General features: G+C 74.8%; 25 protein-coding genes. 12 read left to right on the top strand and 13 right to left on the bottom strand.

The window, feature by feature from the left end; translation table 11 throughout:
- Window position 1: 1 nt before the first annotated feature.
- The 5 genes from VKZ81_RS18760 to VKZ81_RS18780 form a co-directional block, all read right to left on the bottom strand.
- Window positions 2–319, bottom strand: coding sequence for a YciI family protein (locus VKZ81_RS18760; RefSeq protein ID WP_324242894.1), 318 nt, complete (start codon window positions 317–319; stop codon window positions 2–4).
- Window positions 316–2,610, bottom strand: coding sequence for a hypothetical protein (locus VKZ81_RS18765; protein WP_324242895.1), 2,295 nt, complete (start codon window positions 2,608–2,610; stop codon window positions 316–318). Before VKZ81_RS18765 ends, VKZ81_RS18760 begins: the two co-directional genes overlap by 4 nt.
- A gap of 56 nt (window positions 2,611–2,666) precedes the next feature.
- Window positions 2,667–3,830, bottom strand: a complete 1,164-nt coding sequence (locus VKZ81_RS18770; protein ID WP_324242896.1) for an N-acetylglucosamine-6-phosphate deacetylase — start codon at window positions 3,828–3,830, stop codon at window positions 2,667–2,669.
- A complete protein-coding gene (locus tag VKZ81_RS18775) occupies window positions 3,827–4,852 on the bottom strand; it encodes an SIS domain-containing protein (RefSeq protein ID WP_324242967.1) in 1,026 nt (341 codons plus the stop codon). Before VKZ81_RS18775 ends, VKZ81_RS18770 begins: the two co-directional genes overlap by 4 nt.
- A 62-nt stretch (window positions 4,853–4,914) precedes the next feature.
- Window positions 4,915–5,805: an N-acetylglucosamine kinase gene (locus VKZ81_RS18780; protein WP_324242897.1), complete on the bottom strand. Its 891-nt coding sequence runs from the start codon at window positions 5,803–5,805 to the stop codon at window positions 4,915–4,917.
- Between the two features lie 89 nt (window positions 5,806–5,894).
- Between VKZ81_RS18780 and VKZ81_RS18785 the strand changes: the two genes are divergently transcribed.
- A complete protein-coding gene (locus tag VKZ81_RS18785; protein WP_324242898.1) occupies window positions 5,895–6,065 on the top strand; it encodes a hypothetical protein in 171 nt (56 codons plus the stop codon).
- A 5-nt stretch (window positions 6,066–6,070) separates the two neighbouring features.
- Here VKZ81_RS18785 and VKZ81_RS18790 read toward each other — a convergent pair whose 3' ends face one another.
- Both VKZ81_RS18790 and VKZ81_RS18795 read right to left on the bottom strand, forming a co-directional pair.
- Entirely contained in the window at window positions 6,071–7,243 is a 1,173-nt protein-coding gene (locus VKZ81_RS18790) for an FAD-dependent monooxygenase (protein WP_324242899.1), read from the bottom strand.
- Window positions 7,240–7,812: a TetR/AcrR family transcriptional regulator gene (locus VKZ81_RS18795; protein WP_324242900.1), complete on the bottom strand. Its 573-nt coding sequence runs from the start codon at window positions 7,810–7,812 to the stop codon at window positions 7,240–7,242. Before VKZ81_RS18795 ends, VKZ81_RS18790 begins: the two co-directional genes overlap by 4 nt.
- 78 nt (window positions 7,813–7,890) lie before the next feature.
- Between VKZ81_RS18795 and mshC the strand changes: the two genes are divergently transcribed.
- Window positions 7,891–9,129, top strand: a complete 1,239-nt coding sequence (gene mshC / locus VKZ81_RS18800) for a cysteine--1-D-myo-inosityl 2-amino-2-deoxy-alpha-D-glucopyranoside ligase (protein ID WP_324242901.1) — start codon at window positions 7,891–7,893, stop codon at window positions 9,127–9,129.
- 77 nt (window positions 9,130–9,206) lie between these two features.
- On the opposite strand, the gene VKZ81_RS18805 is transcribed toward mshC, so the two are convergent.
- Window positions 9,207–9,383, bottom strand: coding sequence for a hypothetical protein (locus VKZ81_RS18805; protein WP_324242902.1), 177 nt, complete (start codon window positions 9,381–9,383; stop codon window positions 9,207–9,209).
- 35 nt (window positions 9,384–9,418) lie between these two features.
- On the opposite strand from VKZ81_RS18805, the gene VKZ81_RS18810 reads away from it, so the two are divergent.
- Together VKZ81_RS18810 and VKZ81_RS18815 are read left to right on the top strand one after the other, a co-directional pair.
- Complete coding sequence (locus VKZ81_RS18810; protein WP_324242903.1) at window positions 9,419–9,784, top strand: DUF2237 family protein; 366 nt, start codon at window positions 9,419–9,421, stop codon at window positions 9,782–9,784.
- On the top strand, window positions 9,781–10,182 hold the full coding sequence (locus VKZ81_RS18815) for a hypothetical protein (protein WP_324242904.1): 402 nt from the start codon (window positions 9,781–9,783) through the stop codon (window positions 10,180–10,182). Before VKZ81_RS18810 ends, VKZ81_RS18815 begins: the two co-directional genes overlap by 4 nt.
- Here the strand turns inward: VKZ81_RS18815 and VKZ81_RS18820 are convergent.
- Both VKZ81_RS18820 and VKZ81_RS18825 read right to left on the bottom strand, forming a co-directional pair.
- A complete protein-coding gene (locus VKZ81_RS18820; RefSeq protein WP_324242968.1) occupies window positions 10,172–11,308 on the bottom strand; it encodes an MFS transporter in 1,137 nt (378 codons plus the stop codon). The genes VKZ81_RS18815 and VKZ81_RS18820 overlap by 11 nt on opposite strands.
- Complete coding sequence (locus VKZ81_RS18825) at window positions 11,305–12,189, bottom strand: PAC2 family protein (RefSeq protein ID WP_324242905.1); 885 nt, start codon at window positions 12,187–12,189, stop codon at window positions 11,305–11,307. The genes VKZ81_RS18820 and VKZ81_RS18825 overlap by 4 nt, the downstream gene beginning before the upstream one ends.
- A 68-nt stretch (window positions 12,190–12,257) precedes the next feature.
- On the opposite strand from VKZ81_RS18825, the gene metH reads away from it, so the two are divergent.
- The 4 genes from metH (at window position 12,258) to hisG (ending at window position 17,958) form a co-directional block, all read left to right on the top strand.
- Entirely contained in the window at window positions 12,258–15,818 is a 3,561-nt protein-coding gene (gene metH / locus VKZ81_RS18830; RefSeq protein WP_324242906.1) for a methionine synthase, read from the top strand.
- A gap of 7 nt (window positions 15,819–15,825) precedes the next feature.
- Complete coding sequence (locus tag VKZ81_RS18835) at window positions 15,826–16,563, top strand: HAD family hydrolase (protein ID WP_414709411.1); 738 nt, start codon at window positions 15,826–15,828, stop codon at window positions 16,561–16,563.
- A 162-nt stretch (window positions 16,564–16,725) separates the two neighbouring features.
- Window positions 16,726–16,989, top strand: a complete 264-nt coding sequence (locus VKZ81_RS18840; protein WP_324242907.1) for a phosphoribosyl-ATP diphosphatase — start codon at window positions 16,726–16,728, stop codon at window positions 16,987–16,989.
- Window positions 16,990–17,043: 54 nt separating this feature from the next.
- Window positions 17,044–17,958 carry an ATP phosphoribosyltransferase gene (gene hisG, locus VKZ81_RS18845; RefSeq protein ID WP_324242908.1) on the top strand — a complete coding sequence of 305 codons (915 nt, stop codon included), beginning with the start codon at window positions 17,044–17,046 and terminating at the stop codon, window positions 17,956–17,958.
- A 31-nt stretch (window positions 17,959–17,989) separates the two neighbouring features.
- Here the strand turns inward: hisG and VKZ81_RS18850 are convergent, their stop codons facing one another.
- Entirely contained in the window at window positions 17,990–18,790 is an 801-nt protein-coding gene (locus tag VKZ81_RS18850; RefSeq protein WP_324242909.1) for a thioesterase family protein, read from the bottom strand.
- Window positions 18,787–19,350: a Cif family virulence factor gene (locus tag VKZ81_RS18855; protein WP_324242910.1), complete on the bottom strand. Its 564-nt coding sequence runs from the start codon at window positions 19,348–19,350 to the stop codon at window positions 18,787–18,789. Before VKZ81_RS18855 ends, VKZ81_RS18850 begins: the two co-directional genes overlap by 4 nt.
- Before the next feature lie 78 nt (window positions 19,351–19,428).
- Here VKZ81_RS18855 and VKZ81_RS18860 point away from each other — a divergent pair, with 78 nt between their 5' ends.
- The 3 genes from VKZ81_RS18860 to arc all read left to right on the top strand — a co-directional run bounded on the left by VKZ81_RS18860 (window position 19,429) and on the right by arc (window position 23,310).
- On the top strand, window positions 19,429–20,427 hold the full coding sequence (locus VKZ81_RS18860; protein ID WP_324242911.1) for a RecB family exonuclease: 999 nt from the start codon (window positions 19,429–19,431) through the stop codon (window positions 20,425–20,427).
- A gap of 62 nt (window positions 20,428–20,489) precedes the next feature.
- Entirely contained in the window at window positions 20,490–21,347 is an 858-nt protein-coding gene (locus VKZ81_RS18865) for a tRNA (adenine-N1)-methyltransferase (RefSeq protein WP_324242970.1), read from the top strand.
- Between the two features lie 148 nt (window positions 21,348–21,495).
- Window positions 21,496–23,310 (top strand): proteasome ATPase, encoded by a 1,815-nt coding sequence (gene arc, locus VKZ81_RS18870; protein ID WP_414709412.1) that lies wholly within the window; start codon window positions 21,496–21,498, stop codon window positions 23,308–23,310.
- A 60-nt stretch (window positions 23,311–23,370) separates the two neighbouring features.
- On the opposite strand, the gene VKZ81_RS18875 is transcribed toward arc, so the two are convergent.
- The gene (locus tag VKZ81_RS18875; RefSeq protein ID WP_324242912.1) at window positions 23,371–24,525 is read right to left on the bottom strand and encodes an MFS transporter; all 1,155 of its coding nucleotides are present in this window, start codon (window positions 24,523–24,525) and stop codon (window positions 23,371–23,373) included.
- A 54-nt stretch (window positions 24,526–24,579) separates the two neighbouring features.
- Between VKZ81_RS18875 and VKZ81_RS18880 the strand changes: the two genes are divergently transcribed.
- Window positions 24,580–25,371, top strand: coding sequence for an AraC family transcriptional regulator (locus VKZ81_RS18880; protein ID WP_324242913.1), 792 nt, complete (start codon window positions 24,580–24,582; stop codon window positions 25,369–25,371).
- Window positions 25,372–25,374 lie beyond the last annotated feature (3 nt).

Genomic DNA, 25,374 nt, shown 5'->3' on the forward strand with positions numbered 1-25,374 from the left:
CTCATGCCGGGTGCGGCCGCACGACCGCGCCCGGCACGGGGTGGATCTCGAAGCGCGCCGGCGTCCCGGAGGCGATCGCGGGGTCGCCCGCGGCGATGGCCTCGGCCTCGTCGCGGGACCCGACCTCGAGCACGGCGAGGCCCCGAGCGCCGGTCGGCCCGGCGACCGGCCCGGAGGCGACGACGCGGCCCCCGGCCATCAGCCGGTGCCAGTTCGCGGAGTGCTCGGCCATCGCCGCGGCCGCGGCCTCGGTCATGTCCGCGGGGAAGCTCGGCCGGGGCGGGACCAGCCGCAGGAGGACGTGGCTGGGGCTCGTCACGGGCACTCCCGGCACACCGAGGCCGGCGCGCAGGTCAGCGCGGCCGCGAGCCCCTCGAGCTGCCGGCCGTAGGCGGGGTCGTCCGGGTAGCGCGAGTGGCCGGCCGGGCGGCTGCCCGGCGGAGCGTGGTAGGGCGGGTCGACCAGCCGCCGGTCGACGCGCAGGTCCGCGTGCAGGGCCTCGTCGAGGTCGGCCAGCACCGGCCCGCCGAGCGGGTCGCTCAGCCGCCACAGGTTGCGCCAGCGCGGCATCCGCCCCGCCAACTCCGCGAGCACGTGGCGACCGAAGTAGGCGGGGAAGTAGCGGCTGTAGAAGCGGCGCAGGACGGAGCCGTGGGTGAGCAGGGCGAGCCCGTCGGTGGTCGCCGGGTCCGGCTCGTCGCCGAGCTGCAGCACGGTGGCGGCGGCGATCACGCTGCCCTGGCTGTGCGCGGAGAGCACCAGAGCACCCCGCGGGTAGTCGTCCGGCTCGGGCCGTTCGCCCGACCCGACGTGGTAGCGGATCCGGTCGATGAGCTCGGGCACCGTCCGCTCCGCGTAGCAGGGCGGGGCGAGCGGGTGCACCGCCCGCGGCCAGAACGCCGCGATGTCCCAGACGATCCCCACCACGCGCCGCGTGCGTTCCACGGAGAGGGCCGCCACGGCCAGGGCGGTCGCGACGAGCAGGAGGATCACGATCCCGGCTGCCCCGACGGCGCTGACGCCGTCCAGCTCGCCGATGGCGGCCACGACCGCCCGGGCGCCGTCGCTCCAGAGCGCCGCGGTGAGGAGCCCCGTGACGAGCAGGGCGCCGATCGTGAGCGCGGTGAGCAGCGGCAGGAGCACCGCGGGCGCGAGGTCGACCAGCCGGGCCCGCCAGAAGACCTTCCGGATCTCCTCGTCGCGGGCCGGGTCGCGGCCCGCGCAGCGCTCGGGGTAGGTGGCGAGCAGCTCGCCGATCCGTTCGGAGCGCCACCCGGCCAGCAGCCGCGGGAGCACGGTGAGCCCGGCCACGCCGACGAGCGCGGCGCCCGCCACGAACGCCACCGCGGTCACCTGGAGCGACGGCGGCAACAGCAGGCCCTGCCCGCGCGGCGCGCCGACCAGGTCGGGCAGCACGTCGCCCTCCGACAGCCAGCCGGCCGCCGCGAGGTACACGCCGGCGGAGAACGCCGCGCCCAACTGGAAGGCCACGGACGCGGCGAGCACCGTGCCGAACCCGTGGAACGCCTGCCCCTCCCGCAGGTCGGTGCGGGTGTCGCGGCGCAGGACGAACACGGCGACCGCGATGAGCACGATCAACGCGGCCTGCACCGCGAACAGCCAGGTGATCATCGCGTCGTACGACCGGAGGGCCCCGCCCAGGTCCGGCCGGACCGCGGCGGGGTCGGTCGCGAGCGGCCAGACGACCATCAGGCACGCCACGGCCGTCGGCAGCCAAAGCGTCGGCACGGGCCCCCGCAGCGCCGAGCGGTCCCGCCTGCCCACCACGGGCGGCAAGGCGAGCAGCAGCGCCCCGGCGGCGATCGTGGCCAGCCCGATCGCGCGCACGAGGTCCCGGTAGCCGGGGTCGGCGAGCGACCCGGCCACCAGTACCACCACCGCGAGCGCGCCGACCTGCAGGTGGATCCCGCGCGTCCGGCGCACCATCCGCTCGCCCCGCCACAGCCACGGGTGGGTGAGGCCGGGGTCGAGGTCGTCCGCCGCGCCGCGCTCGGACCCAGGGCCGGGGGCGCTCGGCCGGGCGACCGCCTCGTAGCGCCGCGCCGTCGCCCGGCTCAGGACGTGGACGAGCGCGAGCATGCCCGCGGGCAGGACGAGGCCCACGAGCAGGCGGTCGCCCGGGGGCCACGACGGCGGCACGACGGCGTCGACGAACGCGCGGCAGCGGCCCGGTTCACCGCCGCACTGCCACGCGAGCAGGTCCACCCCGACCCCGGCCGCGGCGACGACGAACGTCGCGGTCAGGGCGAGGGCGAGCAGCCGGGAGAGCGTCAGCAGCGCCCACACCGCGGGGCGCGAGCGCGCCCCGCCGGGCGGACGCATCCGGGGTGCGACGTTGGCCAGCGCGAACGGCAACAGCAGCAGCCACAGCGCGCGGAGCCCGCGCCCGGAGGTGAGCCCTCCCCACGCGTAGCCCTCGAGGGACGTGCCCGCGGCGGGCCGGTAGAAGCCGGTGAGGGGACGCCGGCCCCGCCGGCCGCGATCGCCGCCCGGCGGGGCCGGCCTCGGGTGGGGGTCCCCCAGCAGCTCCTCCGGCGACGTCCCGGAGACGCCGTGCACCCGTAGCTCCACCACGCGACGTCCGCCCATCGCCGCCTCCCGCCCCTCGCGAGCTGGTCAGGCACTCGCCGGCGGTGAGCGGCCCGTTACGGGGTGCGGTGCGGCGGCACCGGCACGCCGGCCCGGTAGACCGCGGTGACGCGCAGCTGCGGGTCGAGCGCCACGAGGTCGGCGCGCCGCCCCGGGGCGATGGCGCCGACGTCGTCGAGGCCGAGGGCGCGCGCCGGGGTGGTGGCGGTGAGCGCGACGGCCCGGCGCAGGGCGTCCGCGCGGGGCACGGCGGCGTGCCGCACCACGTTGGCGAACAGGGCGTCGGCGGTGGCCGTGCTGCCCGCGATGGCCCCGGGGCGTCCGCCGTCCGCGGCGAGCCGGGCGACGCCGTCGGTGACGGTCACCCGCATCGCCCCGAGGTGGTAGTCGCCGTCGGGCATGCCCGCCGCGGCCATCGCGTCGGTCACCGCCGCGACCCGCCCGGTGCCCGCGCTGCGGACGACGTGCTCCCACAGCGCCGGGTGCACGTGCAGGCCGTCGGTGACGAGCTCGACGGTCACGCGGTCGTCCTCCAGCAGCGCGACGGCCGGGCCGGGCTCGCGGTGGTGCACCGGCGCCATCGCGTTGAACAGGTGGGTGCCGACGCTCGCGCCGGCGGCGATGGCCTCGCGGGTCAGCGCGTAGCTCGCGTCGGTGTGCCCCAGCGCGGCGACCGCCCCCGCGCCGACGATCCGGCGCACCGCGTCGAGGCCGCCCTCCCGCTCGGGCGCGAGCGTGACCATCCGGACGGCGCCGTCGCCCGCGCGCAGGAGGCGCTCCAGCTCGGCGGGGTCGGGGTCGCGCAGCTGGCGCGGGTCGTGGGCGCCGCAGCGGCCCTTCGCGAGCCACGGGCCCTCCAGGTGCACCCCGGCGAGCTCCCCGTCGGCGACCAGCTCGGATAGCGCGTCGACGGTCTTCAGCAGCTCGTCCGGCCCGGCGGCCACGAGGCTCGCGACCATGCTGGTGCTGCCGTGGGCGCGGTGGAACGCCACCGCCCGCAGCGCGGCCGCCGCGTCGCCGTCGGGGAAGGCTGCGCCCGCTCCGCCGTGCACGTGCATGTCGACGAAGCCGGGCACGAGCACGCCGTCGCCGAGGTCGACGTCCGGCGGGGCGGGCGCCGCCCCGGCCCCGGCGCGGGTGATCCGGTCACCGTCGATCTGCACCCATCCGGGGCCGACCGGGAGGTCGGCGGCGACGAGCGTCCCGGCCGCGAGGATCACAGGGTTTCCGTGATCTTGCTCAGGCCGCGCGGCGCGTCCGGGTCGCCCCCGCGCGCGACCGAGGTGTGCAGCGCGAGCAGCTGGAACGGCAGGATCTCCAGCAGCGGGGAGAGCTCCTCGGGCGCACCGTCGGGCAGCGTGAACCCCACCGCCGCATCGGCCACCGCGGCGGGGTGGCCCACGCAGAAGACGTCGGCGCTGCGCTCGGCGAGCCGGGGCAGCACGTCGCCCATCGCGGCGCCGCCGATGCCGGCCGCCACCACGGCGAGCACCGGCACCTGGGGGTCGACCAGGGCCAGCGGGCCGTGCAGCAGGTCGGCGCCGGAGAACGCCTGCGCCGAGACGTACGAGGTCTCCATGAGCTTCAGTGCCGCCTCCCGCGCGGTGGCGTAGGAGTAACCGCGCGCCGTGGTGAGCATGCGCTGGGCGAAGCGGTAGCGCTGGGCGAGTGCGACGATCTCGCCGGTGCGGGCGAGCACCTGCTCGCCCAGGTCGGGCAGCGGCGCGGCCGCCTCCCGGCCGTCGACCTCGCGCACCCGCTCCAGCAGCAGGTACAGCGCGAGCAGCTGGGCGGTGTAGGACTTGGTGGCCGCCACCGAGCGCTCCGGCCCGGCCAGCACGTCGACGTGGGCGTGCGCGGTGCGCGCCAGCGCCGACGACGCGTCGTTGGTGACGGCGACGGTGAGCGCGCCCTGCTCCCTGGCCACGGCGAGCGAGCGCACCAGGTCCGGCGACCCGCCCGACTGGCTCACCCCGACCATCAGCACGTCGCGCAGGTCGGGCCGCGCGCCGTAGGCCGTCATCGTCGACGGGGAGACCAGGCCCGCGGGCAGGCCGTGGCGGATCTCCACGAGGTACTTCGCGTAGAGCGCGGCGTGGTCGCTGGTGCCGCGCGCGACGAACAGCACCGCCCGCGGCCGGCGGGCCCGGATCGCCGCGGCGGCGGCGTCGACGCCCGCCGCCTCGCTGTTGGCGAGCAGGGTGCGCCAGACCGCGGGCTGCTCGCGGATCTCGGCGGCCATCAGGTGGCCGGGGGGCGCGGAGGCCGGTGCTGGGGCCGGTGCTGGGGTCGTCGGTGCTGGGGTCACAGCGTCTCCATCTCGGGGCGGGGGAGGGCGGCCGCGAGCCGCACCGCGCCGACGGCGGGCGCGTGGGACAGCACGCGCACGTCGCGGCCGGCGAGCCGCTCGCGGACGGCGCGCTGCAGCAGCGGCTGGTGCACGGCGAACCCGCCGCCGAGCACGACGGGGCCGGGCAGGTCGAGCCGGCCGAGCACGCGGGCGGCGAGCGCGGCGAGGGCGTCGGCCGCAGCGGCGAGGACGGCGCCGGCCGCCGGGTCGCCGTCCGCGGCGAGCTCGGCGACGACGCCGGCGCGTTCGGCCCAGTAGCGCTTGTCCTGGTTCGCGTAGACGAAGTCGATGAGCTCGGTGCGGTCGGTGAGCCCGCACCGGGCGACGATCGCGTCGGTGAGCCGGTCGGCGGGCTCGCCCGAGTCCATCCGGGCGAGCGCGTGGCGGACCGCGTCGAGCGCCACGTGGTAGCCGCTGCCCTCGTCGCCGAGCAGGTGGCCCCACCCGCCCGCACGGGCCTCGGCGCCGTCGGCGCGGCGGCCCCAGGCCACCGAGCCGGTGCCCGCGATGAGGGCGACGCCCGCGTCGAGCCCTTCCGCGGCGAGCACGAGCCGCGCGTCGTGCACCACGCTCACCCGTGCGCCGGGCACGAGGTCGGCGATGAGCCGCGTGATGGTGCCGATCGACCCGGTGCCGTCGGCGCCGGCCGCCCCGGCGCACACGGCCTCGACGCCGCGCGGGTCGAGCTGTCCGATCACCGCTGCGAGCTGCCTGCCCGCCTCGGCCTCCCCGACCGCCGCGATGTTGGCGCTGCCCGCCACCGCCTCCGCGACCGGCGTGCCGTCGACGGCGCGGATCGCGTGCGTCTTGGAGCCGCCGATGTCGACCCCGATGACGGTGCGCACCCGTTCCCCCGCGAGTAGACGTTTGGTCTAGATGACTGGGCCCAGGTTGTCACGCGTCCCGGGCGCGGGCAAGTCGGCATCCTGTCGGTGTGGACACGTGTCGCAATTGCGGGGCCGCCCGGGAACAGGATGCCGCGCGGGCGCTCGCCTGGGCGCGCGAACGTGACGCGGACGGCCGCGAGCACTGGCTCTGCCCCTCCTGCGCCCGCGAGCACGTGCGCGACATCGAGGCGAAGCTGCCGCACGAGCTGTGGGGCTGAGGGCGTCAGCGCGCCCGCCCGCCCGACCCCACGGGCTCGCCCACGATCGCCCGGACGATCGTGCGGTCCATCCCGGGCAGCCCGGAAAGCCGCAGCACGGCCCTGCGCAGCAGGACCTGCCGCCGCGTGGCCGGGAGGAACCACCGCGCCACGCGGCGTCCCGTGGCCTGCCGGTGGGCCACCACCGGGCGCCAGCGGCGCTCGTAGCGCTCCAGGCCGGCCTCGACCGTCGGGGCGGCCGCGAGCTGCGCGGCGAGGACGTCCGCGCCTGCGACGCCGAGCGAGGCGCCCTGGCCCGCCAGCAGCGACACCGCGCCGCACGCGTCGCCGAGCAGGGTGACCCGCCCGTGGCTCCAGCGCGGCATCTCGATCTGGGCGACCTGGTCGTAGAAGACCTCCGACGGCGGCGGGCACGCGGCGAGCGCGCGGGGGACGAGCCAGCCGAGCGAGCCGTACTCCGCGCGCAGCGCGGCCCGGGGGTCCGCCGGCAGGGCCGGATCGGGGGTGCGGTGGACGGTGAAGGTCGCCACCCGCCCGCCGCCCAGGCCGTAGATCCCGACCTGGCGCTGCGGGGTGTCGGTGAGGCAGACGCGGTGCCGGGTGGCCGCCTCGACGACCGGGTCGTCGAACTGCCAGGCCGCGGTGTGGAACCCGAGGTAGCGCAGGAACCGGTGCTCCTGTCCGAAGACGAGCCCGCGGACGGTGGAGTGGATGCCGTCCGCGCCGACCAGCAGGTCGGCGCGGACGCGGCTGCCGTCGGCGAGGCCGACCTCGACGCGGTCGGGCTCGGGCCGCACGTCCGTCACGCCCGCGCCGAACCGCAGCTCGACCCCGGCGGGCAGCCGCTCGCGCAGCACCGCCTCCAGCTCGGAGCGCAGCAGGCTCACCAGGCGGCCGCCGCCCCCGGCCACGAACCGGGCGAACGTGAGCCGGGCGGTCGGGCGGCCGTCGCCGTCCACGTAGGTCGCCTCGTCGATGGGGTGTGCGCGGGCGTGCAGCGCCGGGGCCAGGCCCATCGCCTCGGCCGCGTCGAAGCCCGGGCCGAAGAAGTCGATCATGTAGCCCTGGTCGCGCGGACCGGGCGCCCGCTCCAGGACGACGACCTCCCAGCCGTGCGCGCGCATCCGGTGGGCCAGGGCGAGCCCGGCGATCCCCGCGCCCGCGATCGCGACCTTCACCGGCGCGCCCCCGTCCCGACGAGCCTGCGCACGACGGGGGTGACCGCGCCGCCCGGCAGCGGGGCGAGCGCGCGGTGCAGCAGCACCCCGTCGACCACCGCGGCGAGCACCGCGGCCGTGGCCTCCGGGTCGGGCACCGCGAGGTCGGCGAGCCGGGCGGCGAGCCTCCGCCGGAAGTCGTCGAGCACCTCGGTGAGCGCGGCGTGCAGCTGCGGGTCGCGCGTGGCGGCCAGGTAGGTCTCGACGGCGAGCAGCGACGCCGGGTCGGTGCCGTCGAACCGGTCGACCTCGGCGGCGAGCAGTTCGACGAGCTCCTCGGGCGAGCCGGCGCGCTGCAGCACCGCGTCGACGCCCGTGACCATCTCCCGCAGCTCGCCCAGCGCGGCCTCGGCGAGGAGCGCTTGCACGGAGGCGAAGTGGTAGTGCACGAGCCCCGGGGCGACCCCGGCGCGCTCGGCGACGGCGCGCGTGCTCACCGCGCTCCACCCGCGCTCGGGCACGAGCTCGCGCGCCGCCGCCACCAGGCGTCTGCGCACGTCCCGGCCCCTGCCCGCCGCCGTCTCCGCCATGCTTCCTCTTCGGTCGCTCGCCTTGGTCATTCGCCTTGGGCGATTGTCCAAACAATAGCATCACGTACTTTGTTGGGCATGCAGACCTGGGCATCCGTCGACGTCCCCCGGCTCGAAGGCGGCGGCCCGCCGCTTCGGCTGCACGACACCGCCTCGGCCAGGATCCGGCCAACCGCGCCGGGTAGGACGGCCACGATGTACGTCTGCGGCATCACCCCCTACGACGCCACCCACCTCGGCCACGCGGCCACCTACCTGGCGTTCGACCTGATCAACCGGGTGTGGCGCGACCTCGGCCACGACGTGCACTACGTCCAGAACGTCACCGACATCGACGACCCGCTGCTCGAGCGCGCCGCCCGCGACAACGACGACTGGGTCGTGCTCGGCATGCGCGAGACGGCGCTGTTCCGCGAGGACATGCAGGCGCTGCGGGTGCTGCCGCCGCGGCACTACGTCGGCGCGGTCGAGGCGATGGGGGAGATCGCGGAGCTGGTCGGCAAGCTGCTCGCCGCCGGCGCGGCCTACCGCGTGCCGGACCCGGACTACCCCGACGTCTACTTCGACTCGACCGCCAGCGGGCACTTCGGCTACGAGTCCGGCTACGACGAGGCCACGATGATCGAGCTGTCGCGGGAGCGCGGCGGCGACCCGGACCGGCCGGGCAAGCGGCACCCGACCGACGCGCTGCTGTGGCGGATGGCCCGGCCCGGCGAGCCGCATTGGGAGTCCGACCTCGGTCCGGGCCGCCCGGGCTGGCACGTCGAGTGCACCGCGATCGCGCTCAACCGGCTCGGCAACCAGATCGACCTCAACGGCGGCGGCTCGGACCTGATCTTCCCGCACCACGAGTTCGGCGCCGCGCACGCCGAGGCGTTCACCGGGGTGCACCCGTTCGCCCGGCACTACGTGCACACGGGCATGATCGGGCTCGACGGCGAGAAGATGTCCAAGTCGCGCGGCAACCTCGTGTTCGTCTCCAAGCTGCGCGCGGAGGACGTCGACCCGAACGCGGTCCGGCTCGCGCTGATCGCCGGGCACTACCGCAGCGACCGGGCGTGGACCGACGAGCTGCTCGCCACCGCCCAGGCCCGGCTCGCGCGCTGGCGCAGCGCCGTGGCGCTCCCCGCGGGCCCGCCCGCGCACGACCTGGTCACCCGGCTGCGCACCCACCTCGCCGACGACCTCGACACCCCGGGCGCGCTCGCGGCCGTCGACGCGTGGGTGGGGGAGGCCCTGGAGCGGCGGGGCCGCGACGAGGGCGCGCCCGCGCTCGTCCGGGACGCGGTCGACGCGCTCCTCGGCGTGGCGCTCTGACGGGCGTCCGCATCGAGGGCGCGACTCGCGCGCACCGAGGGCGCGACTCGCCGGCGCCCAGGGCGCGACTCGCGGGGTCAGTCGGGGGGTTCGGGCGTGCCGGCGGCCGGGGTGACGTCGTCGTCGGCGGGCAGGTTGCCCGGCTGGTCGTCGATGTCCGCGTCGGCGGGCAGGTCGACGTCCAGGTCCGGCGTGCCGGGCGGCGGGTCCGGGTCGGGGCGCGGACCGGTGGGGGTCTCGCTCGGCTCGGTCATGCGCGCGGGCTACCCGTTCTGGTTGGCTTGCGCACATGGCGCGCAACGTCCTGGGCGGTGAGCTGCAGACCTGCAGCACCGATCCGATGACCGGCTTCTACCGCACCGGCTGCTGCGAGACCGGCGCCGAGGACGCCGGCGTGCACACGGTCTGCGCGCAGGTGACGGCCGAGTTCCTCCGGTTCTCCGCCGAGCGCGGCAACGACCTGTCCACCCCGCGGCCGGAGTGGGGGTTCGCCGGCCTGCAGCCGGGGGACCGCTGGTGCCTGTGCGCCGACCGGTGGGTGGAGGCGCTCGCCGCGGGCGTCGCACCGCCCGTCGTGCTGGAGGCGACGCACGCCCGCACCCTGGAGTGGGTCGACCTCGCCGAGCTGCGCGCGCACGCCGTCCCCGCGCCATGATCTCGGTGGAGCTGGCGCTGCGCCTGCGCGCGGCGGGGTTGGAGTGGACGCCCGCGTCGGGCGACCGTTTCGTCATCCCGGGGCGTGGGATGGACGGCGACGTGTTCGTCGTATCCGAGTTGACGATCGACGTCCACCACGCCCCCACCGGCCCGCTCATCCGCTTCAACGGCACCACCGAGTGGGCGCTCGACAGCGTCCCGCAGGAGGTGGTGGTCTGGCTGCCGCACGAGTACCAGCTGCGGGAGGCGCTCGGACCGCGGTTCCGCCGCCTGGAACCGATCGGCGACGGCTTCGCGGTGGTGATCGAGGGCCCGGACGGCGCGGAGCAGCGCCACGTGGACGTCGACGCCGAGCGCGCCTACGCCCGCGCCCTGCTCGCCGTCCTCACCGGCTGAGCGCGGGCCCCGGGTCGCGGGGGAGCACCGCGGGGACCGCGCCCGCGAGCAGCGCCGCGGGCACCAGGAACCCGGCGAGCGGGTCGGCGTGGTAGAGCGGCGTGAACGCCACCGGGCTGAGCGCGCCGCCCCCGAACCGCAGCGCCTGCACCACCGACACCGCGCCGCCGCCCAGCGCCGACCCCAGCACGAGCGCGTTCACGCCCACGAGCAGCATCTGCGTGGCCACCCCGCCCACCGCCCAGGCGAGCGCGACCATCCCGACCCCCGGCAGCGTCCCGACCGCCACCACGACGAAGGCCCCGGCCACCGCGCCGATGAGCACGCTGCGGCGCCGCCCGATCCGGTCGACCGCCCCGCCGACGAGCCGGGCCGTGAGCAGGCCTGCGACGCCCGCCGCGGTGAGCACGAGCCCGCGCGGCCCGGCACCGATCGCGAACCACTCCTCCAGGCGCAGCGCGACCATGAAGCTCAGCCCGGTGAGGCACCCCCAGCCCAGCGCGGCGACCGCGCCGATGCGCACCACGTCGGGCCGCACGGCCTGGCGCAGCGCGGCGACCAGGGACTCCCGCCGCGCACCGCCCGCCGGGTCGTCGGGGATCCCGGCCACGGCGAGGGCCCCCGCCACCACCGCGACGCCGCCGAACGCGAGCCGCCAGTCGGCCTCGGCGGCGACCCCGCCGACCAGCGGGGCGGACGTCTGCCCCGCCGCCTGCAGCGACCCGAACCAGCCGAGCGCGCGGCCGAGCCGGTTGCCCGGAACCGCGGCCCCGACCGCGGCGAGCAGGAGCGGCGTGGTGAACGCGTTGGCGACGCCCTGCAGCGCGCGCCCGGCGAGGAACAGCGTGAACGTCGGGGCCAGGACACAGACCAGCGACGCGAGCACATACCCCGCGTACCCGACGACGACGGTCCGCCGCCGCCCCCACCGCTCGCCGAGCGCGCCCGAGAACAGCATGACGGCCGCGAACGGCAGGAAGTAGCTCGTGACCGACAGCGACGCCGTACCCGGCGACACCCCGAAGGACGAGCCGAGCTCGGGCAGCATCGCAACGGTGATCCCCGCCCCGAACGGCCCGAGGAACGCCCCCGCGTAGAGCCCCGCGCGTGCGAGGGCCCCGTTCAGTTGCCCGAGCCCCCGGTGCCGCGGCGGCGCAGGTACCGCTCGAAATCGGCGGCGATGGCGTCGCCGTCGGCCTCCGGCAGCACGTCGTTCTCGGCCTCGGCCTGCTCCTCCAGCTGGCGCACGTACTCGCGCACCTCGTCGTCGGCCTCGGCCATCTCCGAGACGGTGCGCTCCCACTCCTCGGCCTGCGCGGGCAGGCCACCGAGGGGCACCTCGACGTCGAGGACCTCCTCGACGCGGTGCAGCAGCGCGACGGCGGCCTTCGGCACCCGGGCCTGCGAGACGTAGTGGGGGACCGCCGCCCAGAACGACATCGCCGGCACACCGGCCTCGACGCAGGCGTTCTGGAACACCCCGACGATGCCGGTGGGGCCCTGGTAGCTGGACGGCTCGACGCGCAGGTCGCCCGCGGACGTCTTGTCGTAGGAGATGCCGCTCACCGGGGTGGGGCGGGTGTGCGGCGTGTCGGTGAGCAGCGCCCCGAGCGTGATGACCTTGGTCACGCCGAGCTTGTCGACGTAGTCGAGCAGCTCGCGGCAGAAGGCGCGCCAGCGGAGGTTCGGCTCGATCCCGTTGACGAGGACCACGTGGCGGTCGGTGCCCGGGAGCTTCGCCCACGACAGGCGGGTGGTCTGCCACTCGATCTTCCGGGTGACCCCGTCGGTCAACCGGACGTGCGGGCGCGTGACCTGGAAGTCGTAGTACTCCTCGGGGTCGATCGACGCCAACGGCGTGGCGTCCCAGCTCAACTCGAGGTGCTCCAGCGCGGTGCTGGCCGCCTCCCCTGCGTCGTTCCACCCCTCGAAGGCGGCGATCATCACCGGCTCGACGAGACGCGGCAGGCCGCCCGACGCTCCGGTTCGTGGATCGCGATCGGTCATCCGTCCAGCCTACGGCCCCTGGGCCTTCCCCGACCGGTGCACACCCCGCAGGCGGCTACCGTGGACTGGTGCGGTCCGATCTCGACTCGACGTTCCTCGACGTGCTCGCCGAGCGCGTCGTGCTCGCCGACGGCGCGATGGGCACGATGCTGCAGGCGGCGAACCTGGTCCTCGACGACTTCGGCGGGCTCGAGGGCTGCAACGAGATCCTCAACGACACGCGGCCCGACGTGGTCCGCGGCATCCACCGCGCCTACTTCGAGGCGGGGGCCGACGCCGTCGAGACGAACACGTTCGGGGCCAACCTGCCCAACCTCGCCGAGTACGGCATCGCCGACCGGATCCGCGAGCTCGCGCACAAGGGGGCGGCGCTCGCCCGGGAGGTCGCCGACGAGGTCTCCACGCCCGACCGGCCCCGGTTCGTCCTCGGCTCGGTCGGCCCGGGCACCAAGCTGCCCACCCTGGGCCACGAGTCGTTCGCCCGGCTCCGCGACGCCTACGCCGAGTGCGGCCGCGGCCTGCTGTCCGGCGGCGTCGACGCGGTCATCATCGAGACCTGCCAGGACCTGCTGCAGGTGAAGGCAGCCGTGCACGGCGCGAAGCGGGCGATGGACGCCGAGGGCAGGCGCGTGCCGCTGATCACGCAGGTCACGGTCGAGACCACCGGCACCATGCTGCTGGGCAGCGAGATCGGAGCGGCGCTCACGGCGATCGAGCCGCTGGGCGTCGACCTCATCGGGCTCAACTGCGCCACCGGCCCCGCCGAGATGAGCGAGCACCTGCGCACGCTGTCCAAGCACGCGCGGATCCCGCTGTCGGTGATGCCCAACGCCGGCCTGCCGCGGCTCGGTCCGAAGGGTGCGGAGTACCCGCTCACCCCCGACGAGCTGGCCGAGGCGCTCGCCACGTTCATCCGCCAGTACGGGCTGTCGCTCGTGGGCGGCTGCTGCGGCACCACGCCCGAGCACATCCGGGCGGTCGCCGCCGCGATCCGCGACGTGGAGCCTGCGAAGCGCACCCCGCGGCCCGAGCCGGGCGTGTCGTCGCTGTACGCCGCGGTGCCGTTCCGCCAGGACACCTCCGTGCTGATGATCGGCGAGCGCACCAACGCCAACGGCTCGAAGAAGTTCCGCGAGGCGATGCTCGCCGACGCGTGGGAGGACTGCGTCGCGATCGCCCGCGAGCAGACCCGCGAGGGCGCCCACATGATCGACCTGTGCGTCGACTACGTGGGCCGCGACGGCGTGGCCGACATGAGCGAGCTGGCCGGGCGGCTGGCCACCGCGTCCACGCTGCCGATCATGCTCGACTCCACCGAGCCGGACGTGCTGCGCGCCGGCCTGGAGCGCCTCGGCGGCCGCTGCATCATCAACTCGGTCAACTACGAGGACGGCGACGGGCCCGGCTCGCGGTTCCGGCGCGCCATGGAGCTGGTCCGCGAGCACGGCTGCGCGGTGGTCGCGCTGTGCATCGACGAGGAGGGCCAGGCCCGCACCAAGGAGTGGAAGGTGCGGGTGGCGGAGCGGCTCATCCGCGACCTCACCGAGAACTACGGCATGCGCGTCGAGGACATCGTCGTCGACACGCTCACCTTCCCGATCACCACCGGCCAGGAGGAGGTGCGCCGCGACGGCCTCGAGACCATCGAGGCGATCCGCGAGCTCAAGCGCCGCCACCCGGACGTGCAGACCACGCTCGGCGTCTCCAACATCTCCTTCGGGCTCAACCCGGCGGCCCGCCAGGTGCTGAACTCGGTGTTCCTGCACGAGGCGGTGCAGGCCGGGCTGGACACCGCGATCGTGTCGGCGGCGAAGATCCTGCCGATGTCGAAGATCCCGGACGAGCAGCGCGCGGTCGCCCTCGACCTCCTCTACGACCGCCGCCGCCCGGGCTACGACCCGCTCAACCGGTTCATGGAGCTGTTCGAGGGCGTCACCGCGTCCTCGGCCAAGGCGGGCCGGGCCGAGGAGCTGGCCGCGCTGCCGCTGTTCGAGCGGCTGGAGCGGCGCATCGTCGACGGCGAGCGCAACGGTCTCGAGGCCGACCTCGACGCCGCCCTGGAGCAGCGCCCTGCGCTGGAGATCATCAACGACACGCTGCTCGCCGGCATGAAGACCGTCGGCGACCTGTTCGGCTCCGGTCAGATGCAGCTGCCGTTCGTCCTCGCCTCCGCGGAGGTGATGAAGGCGGCGGTCGCCTACCTCGAGCCGCACATGGACAAGGCCGACACCACCGGCAAGGGCACGATCGTGCTCGCCACCGTGAAGGGCGACGTCCACGACATCGGCAAGAACCTCGTGGACATCATCCTGACCAACAACGGCTACACCGTGATCAACCTCGGCATCAAGCAGCCGATCTCGGCGATCCTCGCCGCCGCCGAGGAGCACGGCGCCCATGCGGTCGGGATGTCGGGCCTGCTGGTCAAATCCACGGTGGTGATGAAGGAGAACCTGCAGGAGATGAACGCGCGCGGGGTGGCCAAGAAGCTCCCCGTGCTGCTCGGCGGCGCCGCGCTCACCCGCTCCTACGTGGAGAACGACCTCGCCGAGATCTACGAGGGCCGCGTCTCCTACGCCCGCGACGCCTTCGAGGGCCTGCGGCTCATGGACGCCACGATGGCCCGCCTGCGTGGCGTCGAGCCGGAGGTGGACCAGGAGGAGGAGGCCAAGCGCGCCGAGCGCAAGGCCCGCCACGAGCGCTCGCAGCGCATCGCCGCCAAGCGCAGGGCGGCCGAGGAGGCGGCGGCCGGGCCGCTGCCCGCCCGCTCCGACGTCGCCGACGACAACCCGATCCCCACCCCGCCGTTCTGGGGCACCAGGGTGGTCAAGGGCCTCGCCGTGGCCGACTACGCCACCATGATCGACGAGCGTGCGCTGTTCCTGGGCCAGTGGGGGCTGCGCGGCGCCAGGGGTGGCGGCGGACCCACCTACGAGGAGCTGGTGGAGACCGAAGGCCGCCCGCGGCTGCGCTACTGGCTCGAGCGGCTGTCCACCGAGGGCGTGCTCGCCCACGCCGCCGTCGTCTACGGGTACTTCCCCGCGGTGGCCGAGGGCGACTCGCTCGTCGTGCTCACCGAGCCGAAGCCGGACGCCGAGGAGCGGCTGCGGTTCACCTTCCCCCGCCAGCGCCGCGACCGGCACCTGTGCCTGGCCGACTTCTGGCGGCCGCGGGAGCGGGCGATCGCCGAGGGCGAGGTCGACGTGCTCCCGCTGCACCTGGTCACGATGGGCCGGCCGATCGCCGACTACGCCAACGAGCTGTTCGCGAAGGACGCCTACCGGGACTACCTCGAGGTGCACGGCCTCGGCGTCCAGCTCACCGAGGCGCTCGCCGAGTACTGGCACCGGCGCATCCGCGAGGAGCTGGTCTTCCCCGACGGCCCCGCGGTCGCCGCCGAGGACCCCGACGAGGTCGAGGAGTTCTTCCGGCTCGGCTACCGGGGCGCGCGGTACTCGCTCGGCTACGGCGCCTGTCCGAACCTCGAGGACCGCACGAAGATCGTGGAGCTGCTCGAGCCCGGCCGGATCGGGGTGCAGCTGTCCGAGGAGTTGCAGCTCCATCCCGAGCAGTCGACCGACGCGCTCGTGGCCCACCACCCGGAGGCGAAGTACTTCAATGCAGGCTGAGGACCGTGTGTCGGGTCCGAACATCGACGCAGCGAGGATCGACGCAGCCAGGATCGACGGGCCCCTGAACCCCGCGGCCGTGCTGTGGGACATGGACGGCACGCTGGTCGACTCGGAGAAGGTCTGGACGATCTCGCTCGCCGACACGGCGCGGTGGCTGGGCGGTGAGCTGTCCGCCGAGGCGCGCGAGGCGATGGTCGGGTCCAACATGGGCCGCTCGCTCGCGCTGATGTTCGACGACCTCGGCGTCGAGGCCGACCCGGGGCGCATGGCGGAGGCGGCCCGCTACCTGACCGACCGGACCGGCGAGCTGTTCGCCGCCGGGCTGGTGTGGCGGCCGGGTGCGCTGGAGGCGCTGCGCATGGTCCGCGCGGCGGGCTGGCCCACCGCGCTGGTGACCAACACGCTGCGCACGCTCACCGAGAAGGCGCTCGACAGCATCGGGCGCGAGCACTTCACCGTGACCGTGTGCGGGGACGAGGTACCACGCGGCAAGCCCGACCCCGACCCGTACCTGCGGGCGGCCGAGCTGCTCGGCGTCACCCCCGAGGCCTGCCTGGCCGTGGAGGACTCGCCGACCGGGGCGCTCGCGGCCGAACGGGCAGGCTGCGCCGTGCTCGTGGTGCCGTGCGACGTCCCGGTGCCCGCCGGGCCGCGGCGCGTGCAGCGCACCTCGCTGCTGGGGCTGACGGCCGACGACATCGAGATCAGCTACGCGCAGGCACGAGGTGAACGCGCCGCGTGACCGTTCGTCCGCGTTCGGGGTCCGCTCGCCGGGCCCGCGAGCGGTGGTGCGAGGCTTGAGACCGTCCGGCGCAGCACGCTGACCGGGCGCAGCACGTGGTCGGGTCACGTTCGCGTCGCTTCCGCGAAACATATGACACTGACCAGGAGAGGAGAAGTCGACGTGAAGACCTTCGACGCGCTGTACGTCGAGCTCGCCGAACGCGCCGCCACCAGGCCCCCCGGCTCCGGCACGGTCGCCGCACTCGACGCCGGGGTCCACGAACAGGGCAAGAAGGTGCTCGAGGAGGCGGGTGAGGTCTGGCTCGCGGCCGAGCACGAACCCGACGACGCGCTGGCCGAGGAGATCTCCCAGCTGCTCTACCGGATCCAGGTCCTCATGATCGGGCGCAAGATCACGCCCGAGGACGTCTACAAGTACCTTTAGAACCACCCGTGCCGTTCTCAGACGGCACCGCACGTAGCTCGTGAGGAGAGTCCCATGCTCCGCGTCGCACTCCCGAACAAGGGGACGCTGGCCGAGCCCGCTGCGACCATGATGCGGGAAGCGGGGTACCGGCAGCGCACGGACTCGCGCGACCTCAGCATGCTGGACGAGGAGAACGGGGTCGAGTTCTTCTACCTGCGGCCCAAGGACATCGCCACCTACGTCGGCTCCGGCGACCTGCACCTGGGCATCACGGGCGCCGACCTCATGGAGGAGTCCGGCAGCCAGGTCAAGCGCGTCATCGAGCTGGGCTTCGGCGCCTCCAAGTTCCGTTTCGCCGCGCCGCCGCTCACCGAGAACGGCGAGAAGTGGACGATCAAGCACCTCGAGGGCAAGAAGATCGCCACGTCCTACCCCCGCCTGGTCCGGGCCCACCTCGCGCGCAACCGGGTCCGCGCCGACATCATCAAGCTCGACGGCGCCGTCGAGATCTCCGTGCAGCTCGGGCTGGCCGACGCGATCGCCGACGTCGTGTCCTCGGGGCGCACCCTGCGCCAGCACGGCCTGGTCCCCTTCGACGAGGCGATCGCGGAGTCGCAGGCCACCCTGATCGAGCGCGAGCCGCGCCCGGACCGCCCGGAGACGGCGGAGATCAAGCAGGCGAAGGCCGTGTTCACCGGCCGCCTGCAGGGTGTGGTCTACGCCCGCCAGTACCTGATGCTCGACTACGACTGCCCCAACGACGTGCTCGAGCAGGCCAAGCGGATCACGCCGGGCATGCAGGCGCCCACCGTCTCCCCGCTCACGGAGCCGGGCTGGTCGGCCGTGCGGTCGATGGTGCGCCGCAACATCGCGAACAAGGTCATGGACGACCTCGCCGCGCTGGGCGTGCGAGCGATCCTGACCTCGGAGATCCGCTCCTGCCGCGCGGTCGACGGCGCGCAGATCCAGCCGTACGCGAACTCGTAGCCCGCCCGGCGCACCGGGGCGCTGGTCGTGCCTACCCCTGGCGGGGCCGCACGATCAGGGCCTGGGCGCTGCGGCCGGTGTGGCCGTGCTCGTCGTGCAGGACCGCCGACACGGTCCCGGCCCCGGTCGGGCCCACCACGGTGGTGGCGTCGACCCCGATCCACTCGCCCACGGGCGTGCGGTGCAGGTGGACGGTCAGCTCGGTGTTGACGAACAGCCACTCACGCACGTCCAGCCGCGCGGCCACGCCGTTGGCGCAGTCGGCGGCGACCATGAGCCGCTGCACCGGCGTGGGCTTCTCGCCGGCCACCAGCGGCACCCGCTGGCGCAGCCACGCCGTGCCCGGCCCCGACCCGAGCGGCCCACCGGTGAGCCACCGCCACTCGACGGCGTCGAGGAAACCGGGCAGCCAGCCCTCGGCCCGGCCCGTCTGCGGCGTGGCCTCGGCGGGCGGCGGGAGCGGGTCGGCCTGGCCCGCGGCCACGCCGGTGGTGTCGTTCGTGGCCAGCCGCCAGCCACGGGCGCGCAGCACCGTGCGCCCGCCCGCGCTCATCTGCGCCGCGACCAGCTCGATGGACCGGCCGGGCCGTTCCACCTCGGCGCCGACCTCCACCTCGCCCGCGGGCACCGGCCCGAGCACCTCCACCGTGACCCGGGCGAGCTGCAGCGACGAGCCGCCCGGCAGCCGCTCCATCGCGCGCGTGAGCAGCGCGGACGGCGGTCCGACGTGCTGCGCGTCGGCGAACCACGGGCCCGTGGTGGAGCCGGTGGCGTGGAAGCGGGACCCGTCGGGCCCGTCGAGGGGCAGGTAGAACGGCTCCATCTCGCTCATGTGCCCGCGCCCGCCCCCGAGCCCCCGCTGCCGCCCGGGGTGTTGGCGGAGCCGGACACCAGCCACCGCTCGTCGACGCGGCGCATGTTCGTGGTGCCCGACCCGTTGCGGCCGCCCACGCGCGAGGACCACTGGATGGTGGCCTGGTCGCCGTTCACGGTGATGTTCTCGATCTGCGCGTTCTTGGCGACCTGCTCCACGACCCGCGCGTTCTCCGGGATCGCGTAGACCGCGGTCATGCCCTCCTCGCAGGTGTTCGCCTCGACGCCGCGGACGTGCAGGTCCGCGAGCATCCTGCTCGTCGTCTCGGGGGCGTTGTAGCTGCAGGCGGCCGCGAAGTCACGGGCGCGCAGCGCGCGGTAGTAGTCCTGGAACACGGTCTCGATCGCCCGCCGGTCGGCCGCGAGGTCGCGTGGTGGCGTCGTCGGCGCGGGTCGCGGCGTCGTCGGGGCGGGCGGGGGAGCGGGCTGTGCTGCGGGCGTTCCCGCCACCGGGGTGCCGCACCCGGCGAGGGCGGCGACCAGCGCGGCGGCGGCGACCGCGGTGCGGATCGTCTTCATCGGGGTCAACCTAGAGCAGCCGCCCACGGGTGACCGCGCCGCCCGGGAGTGTCAGAGGGGTCCCCTACGCTGCGGAGCGTGACGGACACGGCGAGCACGGACAGCGCCCTCGCCGGGTCGAGCGCCGACCCGGAGCCGCGGCGCAGGCCCGCCCTGTCGCCGTCGCGGGCGAGCGACTTCAAGCAGTGCCCGCTGTTGTACCGCTTCCGCGCCATCGACCGGCTCCCCGAGCAGCCCTCCCGCGTCCAGGTCCGCGGCACCGTCGTGCACGCGGCCCTGGAGCGGCTCTACGACCTGCCGGCCGCCGCGCGGTCACCCGAGGCCGCGCGCGGGCTCGTCGGTCCGGTGTGGGAGGAGCTGTGCGCCGCCCTGCCGGAGCTCCTCGGGCAGCTGTTCGAGGGGCCGGAGGACCCGGAGCTGCCGCCGTGGCTGGAGTCGGCCGCGGACCTGTTGGAGGCCTACTTCCGGCTGGAGGACCCGCGCCGACTCGAACCGGCCGCCCGCGAGCTGCTGGTCGAGACCGAGCTCGCCTCCGGGGTGCTGCTGCGCGGCTACATCGACCGCCTCGACGTCGCCCCCACCGGGGAGCTGCGCGTGGTCGACTACAAGACCGGCTCCGCGCCGGGCGAGGCGGGCGAGGTCGCGGCCCTGTTCCAGATGAAGTTCTACGCGCTCGCGCTGCTGCAGGACCGTGGCGTGGTACCCACCCAGCTGCGGCTGCTCTACCTCGCCGACGGCGTGCACCTCACCTACGAGCCCGACGAGGCGGAGCTGCGCCGCTTCGAGCGCACCCTCGAGGCGATCTGGGCGGCGATCCGCGAGGCGGGCGAGAGCGGCGACTTCCGCCCCAACCCCACCCGCATGTGCGACTGGTGCAGCCACAAGGCGCTGTGCCCGGCGTGGGACGGCACGCCGCCCGCGTACCCGGGCTGGCCGCAGCTCGCCGAGGAGCCGGTGCTCAACCTGTTGGACCAACCACCGCGGCGGGCCACTCGATCGGACCACTCGACCGGCCGTCACGCGGCCGCGACACGCCCGGGACGGACCGCCGTGAACGGTTTTCCGCGCGCCCGTTAGCGTTGCGCCTCGTGTCCGAGCGCCGACCCGACGAGACCGCCGAACCCGTCGAGGCGGCCGACCTGCGCACCCGCGGCGGCCCGTTCCGCGACGGGGACCGGGTGCAGCTGACCGACCCGAAGGGCCGCAACTACTCGATCACCCTGAAGGCCGGGGCGGAGTACCACACCCACCGCGGCGGGATCGCCCACGACGACCTCATCGGCAAGCCGGAGGGCAGCGTGGTCGTCGCCCCGTCCGGCACGCCCTACCTGGCGCTGCGGCCCCGGCTGGCCGACTACGTGCTGTCCATGCCGCGCGGAGCGCAGGTGATCTACCCGAAGGACGCGGCGCAGATCCTGATGTGGGGCGACATCTTCCCCGGCGCGCGCGTGCTGGAGGCGGGCGCCGGGTCGGGGGCGCTGACCTGCTCGTTGCTGCAGGCCGTCGGGCCGCGGGGCAGGGTCGTGTCGTACGAGGTGCGCGCCGACCACGCCGAGCACGCCGAGCGCAACGTGCGGCAGTTCTTCGGGGAGCTGCCCGCGCACTGGGACCTGCGGGTCGCCGACCTCGCCGCGCTCGCCGACTCGGACCCGCCCGAGTGTTTCGACCGGGTGGTCCTGGACATGCTCGCTCCGTGGGAGCACCTCGAGACCGTCGCGAAATCGCTGGTTCCCGGCGGCGTGCTGGTCGGCTACGTCGCGACGACCACGCAGCTGTCGCGGCTCGTGGAGGACCTGCGCGCCCAGCAGTGCTGGACCGAGCCGCAGGCCTGGGAGACGCTCATGCGCCCGTGGCACGTCGTGGGCCTCGCCGTGCGGCCCGAGCACCGCATGCAGGCCCACACCGCCTTCCTCGTGACGGCCCGCAGGCTCGCGGAGGGTGTCGTCCCCCCGCGGCCGCAGCGGCGGCCGACCGGCCGTGGGGTCCGACCGGCTTAACGCCGGACGTCGCGGAGGTGACCGGACCAGGACGATCGCTCCGCGTCAAGGTGCCGTCCGGTTGAGTGGTGGATCACCGGTTCGCCGCAAGGTCGGAACCGCCCATTGGCAGGTACCGTATGGAAACGGAACACGGAGGGAGGATGCCGTGAACCACTACGACGGTCCCGGCAACCGGGAACCAGGTGATCGCGGCGAGCTGAGCCCTGCCGAGGCGGCCGCACAGATCCGTTTCCTCGAAGAGGAAGTCGCGCTGCTCCGCCGCAAGCTCACCGAGTCGCCGCGGCACGCACGCGTCCTCGAGCAGCGGCTCGCCGAGTCGGCCAGCCGGCTCGCTCAGCTCTCCGCCCGCAACGAGAAGCTCACCGAGACCCTCAAGGAAGCTCGCAGCCAGCTCGTCGCCCTCCGCGAGGAGGTGGACCGGCTGGCCCAACCGCCGAGCGGCTACGGCGTCTTCCTGACCCGCTACCCCGACGAGACGGTCGACGTCTTCACCTCCGGGCGCCGCATGCGCGTCGCGGTGTCGCCGGCCGTGGACACCTCCGCCCTGCGACCCGGCCAGACCGTGCGGCTCAACGAGGCGCTCACCGTCGTCGAGGCCGGCGACTTCGAGCGCGTCGGCGAGGTCTGCGCCCTGCGCGAGGTCCTGTCCGAGCCCACCGAGGACGGGATGGCGGGCCGCGCCCTCGTCGTCGGCCACGCCGACGAGGAACGCGTGGTGTGGCTGGCCGACCCGCTGTTCCCGCGCGAGGACAACCCGGACGCGGTGCCGCTCAAGCCGGGCGACTCCCTCCTGGTCGACACGAAGGCCGGTTACGCCTACGAGCGGGTGCCCAAGGCCGAGGTCGAGGACCTGGTCCTGGAAGAGGTGCCCGACGTCGAGTACGAGGACATCGGCGGCCTGTTCCGCCAGATCGAGCAGATCCGCGACGCCGTGGAGCTGCCGTTCCTGCACGCGGAGCTGTTCAAGGAGTACGAGCTGCGCCCGCCCAAGGGCGTGCTGCTGTACGGCCCGCCCGGCTGCGGCAAGACGCTCATCGCGAAGGCCGTGGCCAACTCGCTGGCCAAGAAGGTGGCCGCGGTCCGCGGCGACAACCCCGACGAGGGCCGCGCGTTCTTCCTGAACATCAAGGGCCCCGAGCTGCTCAACAAGTTCGTGGGCGAGACCGAGCGGCACATCCGGCTGATCTTCCAGCGGGCACGCGAGAAGGCGTCGGCCGGCACCCCGGTGATCGTGTTCTTCGACGAGATGGACTCGATCTTCCGCACCCGCGGGTCCGGGGTGTCCTCCGACGTCGAGACCACGATCGTGCCGCAGCTGCTGGCGGAGATCGACGGTGTCGAGGGCCTGGAGAACGTCATCGTCATCGGCGCCTCGAACCGCGAGGACATGATCGACCCCGCGATCCTGCGGCCCGGCCGCCTGGACGTGAAGATCAAGATCGAGCGGCCGGACGCCGAGGCGGCCCGGGACATCTTCTCGAAGTACCTCACGGAGTCGTTGCCGATCCACGCCGACGACCTCGCCGAGTTCGGTGGCAACCGCAAGGCGTGCATCGACGCGATGATCCAGCGGGTCGTCGAGCGGATGTACGACGAGACGGAGGAGAACCGCTTCCTCGAGGTCACCTACGCCAACGGCGACAAGGAGACGCTGTACTTCAAGGACTTCAACTCCGGCGCGATGATCCAGAACATCGTCGACCGGTCGAAGAAGGCCGCGATCAAGTCGGTGCTCGAGACCGGTCAGCCGGGGCTGCGGGTGCAGCACCTGCTCGACGCGATCGTCGACGAGTTCGCCGAGAACGAGGACCTGCCCAACACCACCAACCCCGACGACTGGGCGCGCATCTCCGGCAAGAAGGGGGAGCGGATCGTCTACATCCGCACCCTCGTCACCGGCAAGAACGCCGAGACCGGCCGCGCGATCGACACCGCGTCGAACACCGGCCAGTACCTGTAGCCCCCCGTCGCGGACGGCCCGCCGATCACCCGGATCGGCGGGCCGTCCGCGTTCCGGCGGTCAGGGACGCGCGGGTTCGCGCAGGCGGGAGAGCAGGAGCCAGCCGAGGGCCGGGAACGCGATCAGCGGGGCGAGCGCGGCCTGCAGGGATGTGTGGTCGGCCAGCGCCCCGATGAGCGGGCTCGCGAGCCCGCCGACGCTGACCGTGAGGCCGAGCGTGACGCCGCTGGCGGTGCCGACGCGGCGCGGCAGGTAGTCCTGCCCGAGCGTGATGGAGAGCGAGAACGGCACGTAGAGGCAGGCCGAGGTGAGCGCGACGAAGCCGAGCATCGCGGGGCCGGGCACGAACACCACGCCCGCCACCGCGAACACGGCGAGGGCGTTGGACCAGCGCACGACCGCGACGCGCCCGAACCGGTTGGCGAGCGTCCCGCCCAGCACGGTGCCGACGGCGCCGCCCAGGTAGAGCACGAACAGCGCCGCGCTGCCGACGGCCTCGCCGCCACCGGTGCGCTCGGCGGCGTACAGCGCGACGAAGGCCGAGAGCCCGACGAAGACGATCGAGCGGCACACGACCGAGCCCGACAGCCTGCCGAACGACGCCCAGTCGTCGGTGCCCTCCGCGGCCCGCCGACGCCCGTCGGCGGGCCGGGGCGCGGCGACGGCGCGCATGGCCGCGAGGCAGAACGCGCTGCCCAGCACGGCGGGCACGAGCAGCACCGGGGTGGCCCGCAGCCCGCCGAGCGCCACGACGACGGCGACCACGACCGGGGCGGTGGCGAAGCCGAGGTTGCCGCCGAGGGAGAACCAGCTCATCGCGGTGTGGCTGCCGCGGCTCGCGGCGCGCGCCGCGCGGGCGGACTCGGGGTGGAAGGCCGCCACCCCGATGCCCGACAGCGCGACGAGGGCGAGCGCGAGCGGGTAGGAGTCGGTGACCCCGCAGAGCGCGACGCCGATGCCGCCGACCAGCGTGCTCACCGGCAGCAGCCACGGCATCGGCCACCGATCGGTGAGCGCGCCGAAGACCGGTTGCACCACCGACGACAGCAGCGACGCGGCGAGGACGAGCCCGGCCGCCGCCGCGTAGGAGTAGCCGCGCTCGACCACGAAGAACGGCACCAGCGCGGCGATGGCGCCCTGGTAGACGTCCACGCAGGCGTGGCCGGCGGCCAGCAGGGTGATCGGCCCGGTGCGGGCGGCGAGCTGCTGCGTCACACCGTGATCGTCGCCGCGCCCCGCCCTGTCGCGCTTCCGATAAAGTGCCAATGCATGCCGAACATCCGCCACGAACCGGTGGCGCCGACCCGGCTGCAGCCCCTCGCCAGCGGGCAGGGGATCGACCCGCACCGCCACGACGACCACCAGATCCTCTACGCCGGTTCCGGCGTGCTGGCGATCACCACCGACGAGGGCACCTGGTTCGCCCCCGGCACCCGCGCGATCTGGGTCCCGGCCGGCACCGTGCACGCCCACCGCGCCCACGGCGACCTCGAGCTGCACATGCTCGGCGTACCCGCGCAGACGAACCCGCTGGGGCTCGACCGGCCCACCGTGCTCGTCGTGAGCCCGCTGCTGCGGGAGCTGATCCGCGCCTACACCCGCGCCCCGCACGAGGACACCCCCGAGCGGCGGCGCCTGTTCGCCGTTCTGCTCGACGAGCTGCGCGCCTCGCCGCAGCGGCCGGTGCACCTGCCCGAGCCGAGCGACCCGCGGCTCGCGGCGGTGTGCGCGGCCCTGCGCCGCGACCCCGCCGACCCCCGCACCCTCGCCGCCCTCGGCGCCGAGGTCGGGGTGAGCGAGCGGACCCTGTCCCGGCTGTTCCGCGCCGACCTGGGGATGACGTTCCCGCAGTGGCGCACCCAGCTGCGCCTCTACCACGCGCTGCGGATGCTGGCCGACGGCTCCGCGGTCACCACCGTCGCCCACGCCTGCGGCTGGTCGTCCACGAGCGCGTTCATCGACGTCTTCCGTCGCGCGTACGGTCACACGCCCGGGGCGCACCACCGCGCCACCGGTGCGGTGTCCGATCCGTTCACGACCGCCGACGGCTCCCGCCCGTAGCGT

This window comes from Pseudonocardia sp. (assembly GCF_035305885.1).
Lineage (GTDB): Bacteria > Actinomycetota > Actinomycetes > Mycobacteriales > Pseudonocardiaceae > Pseudonocardia.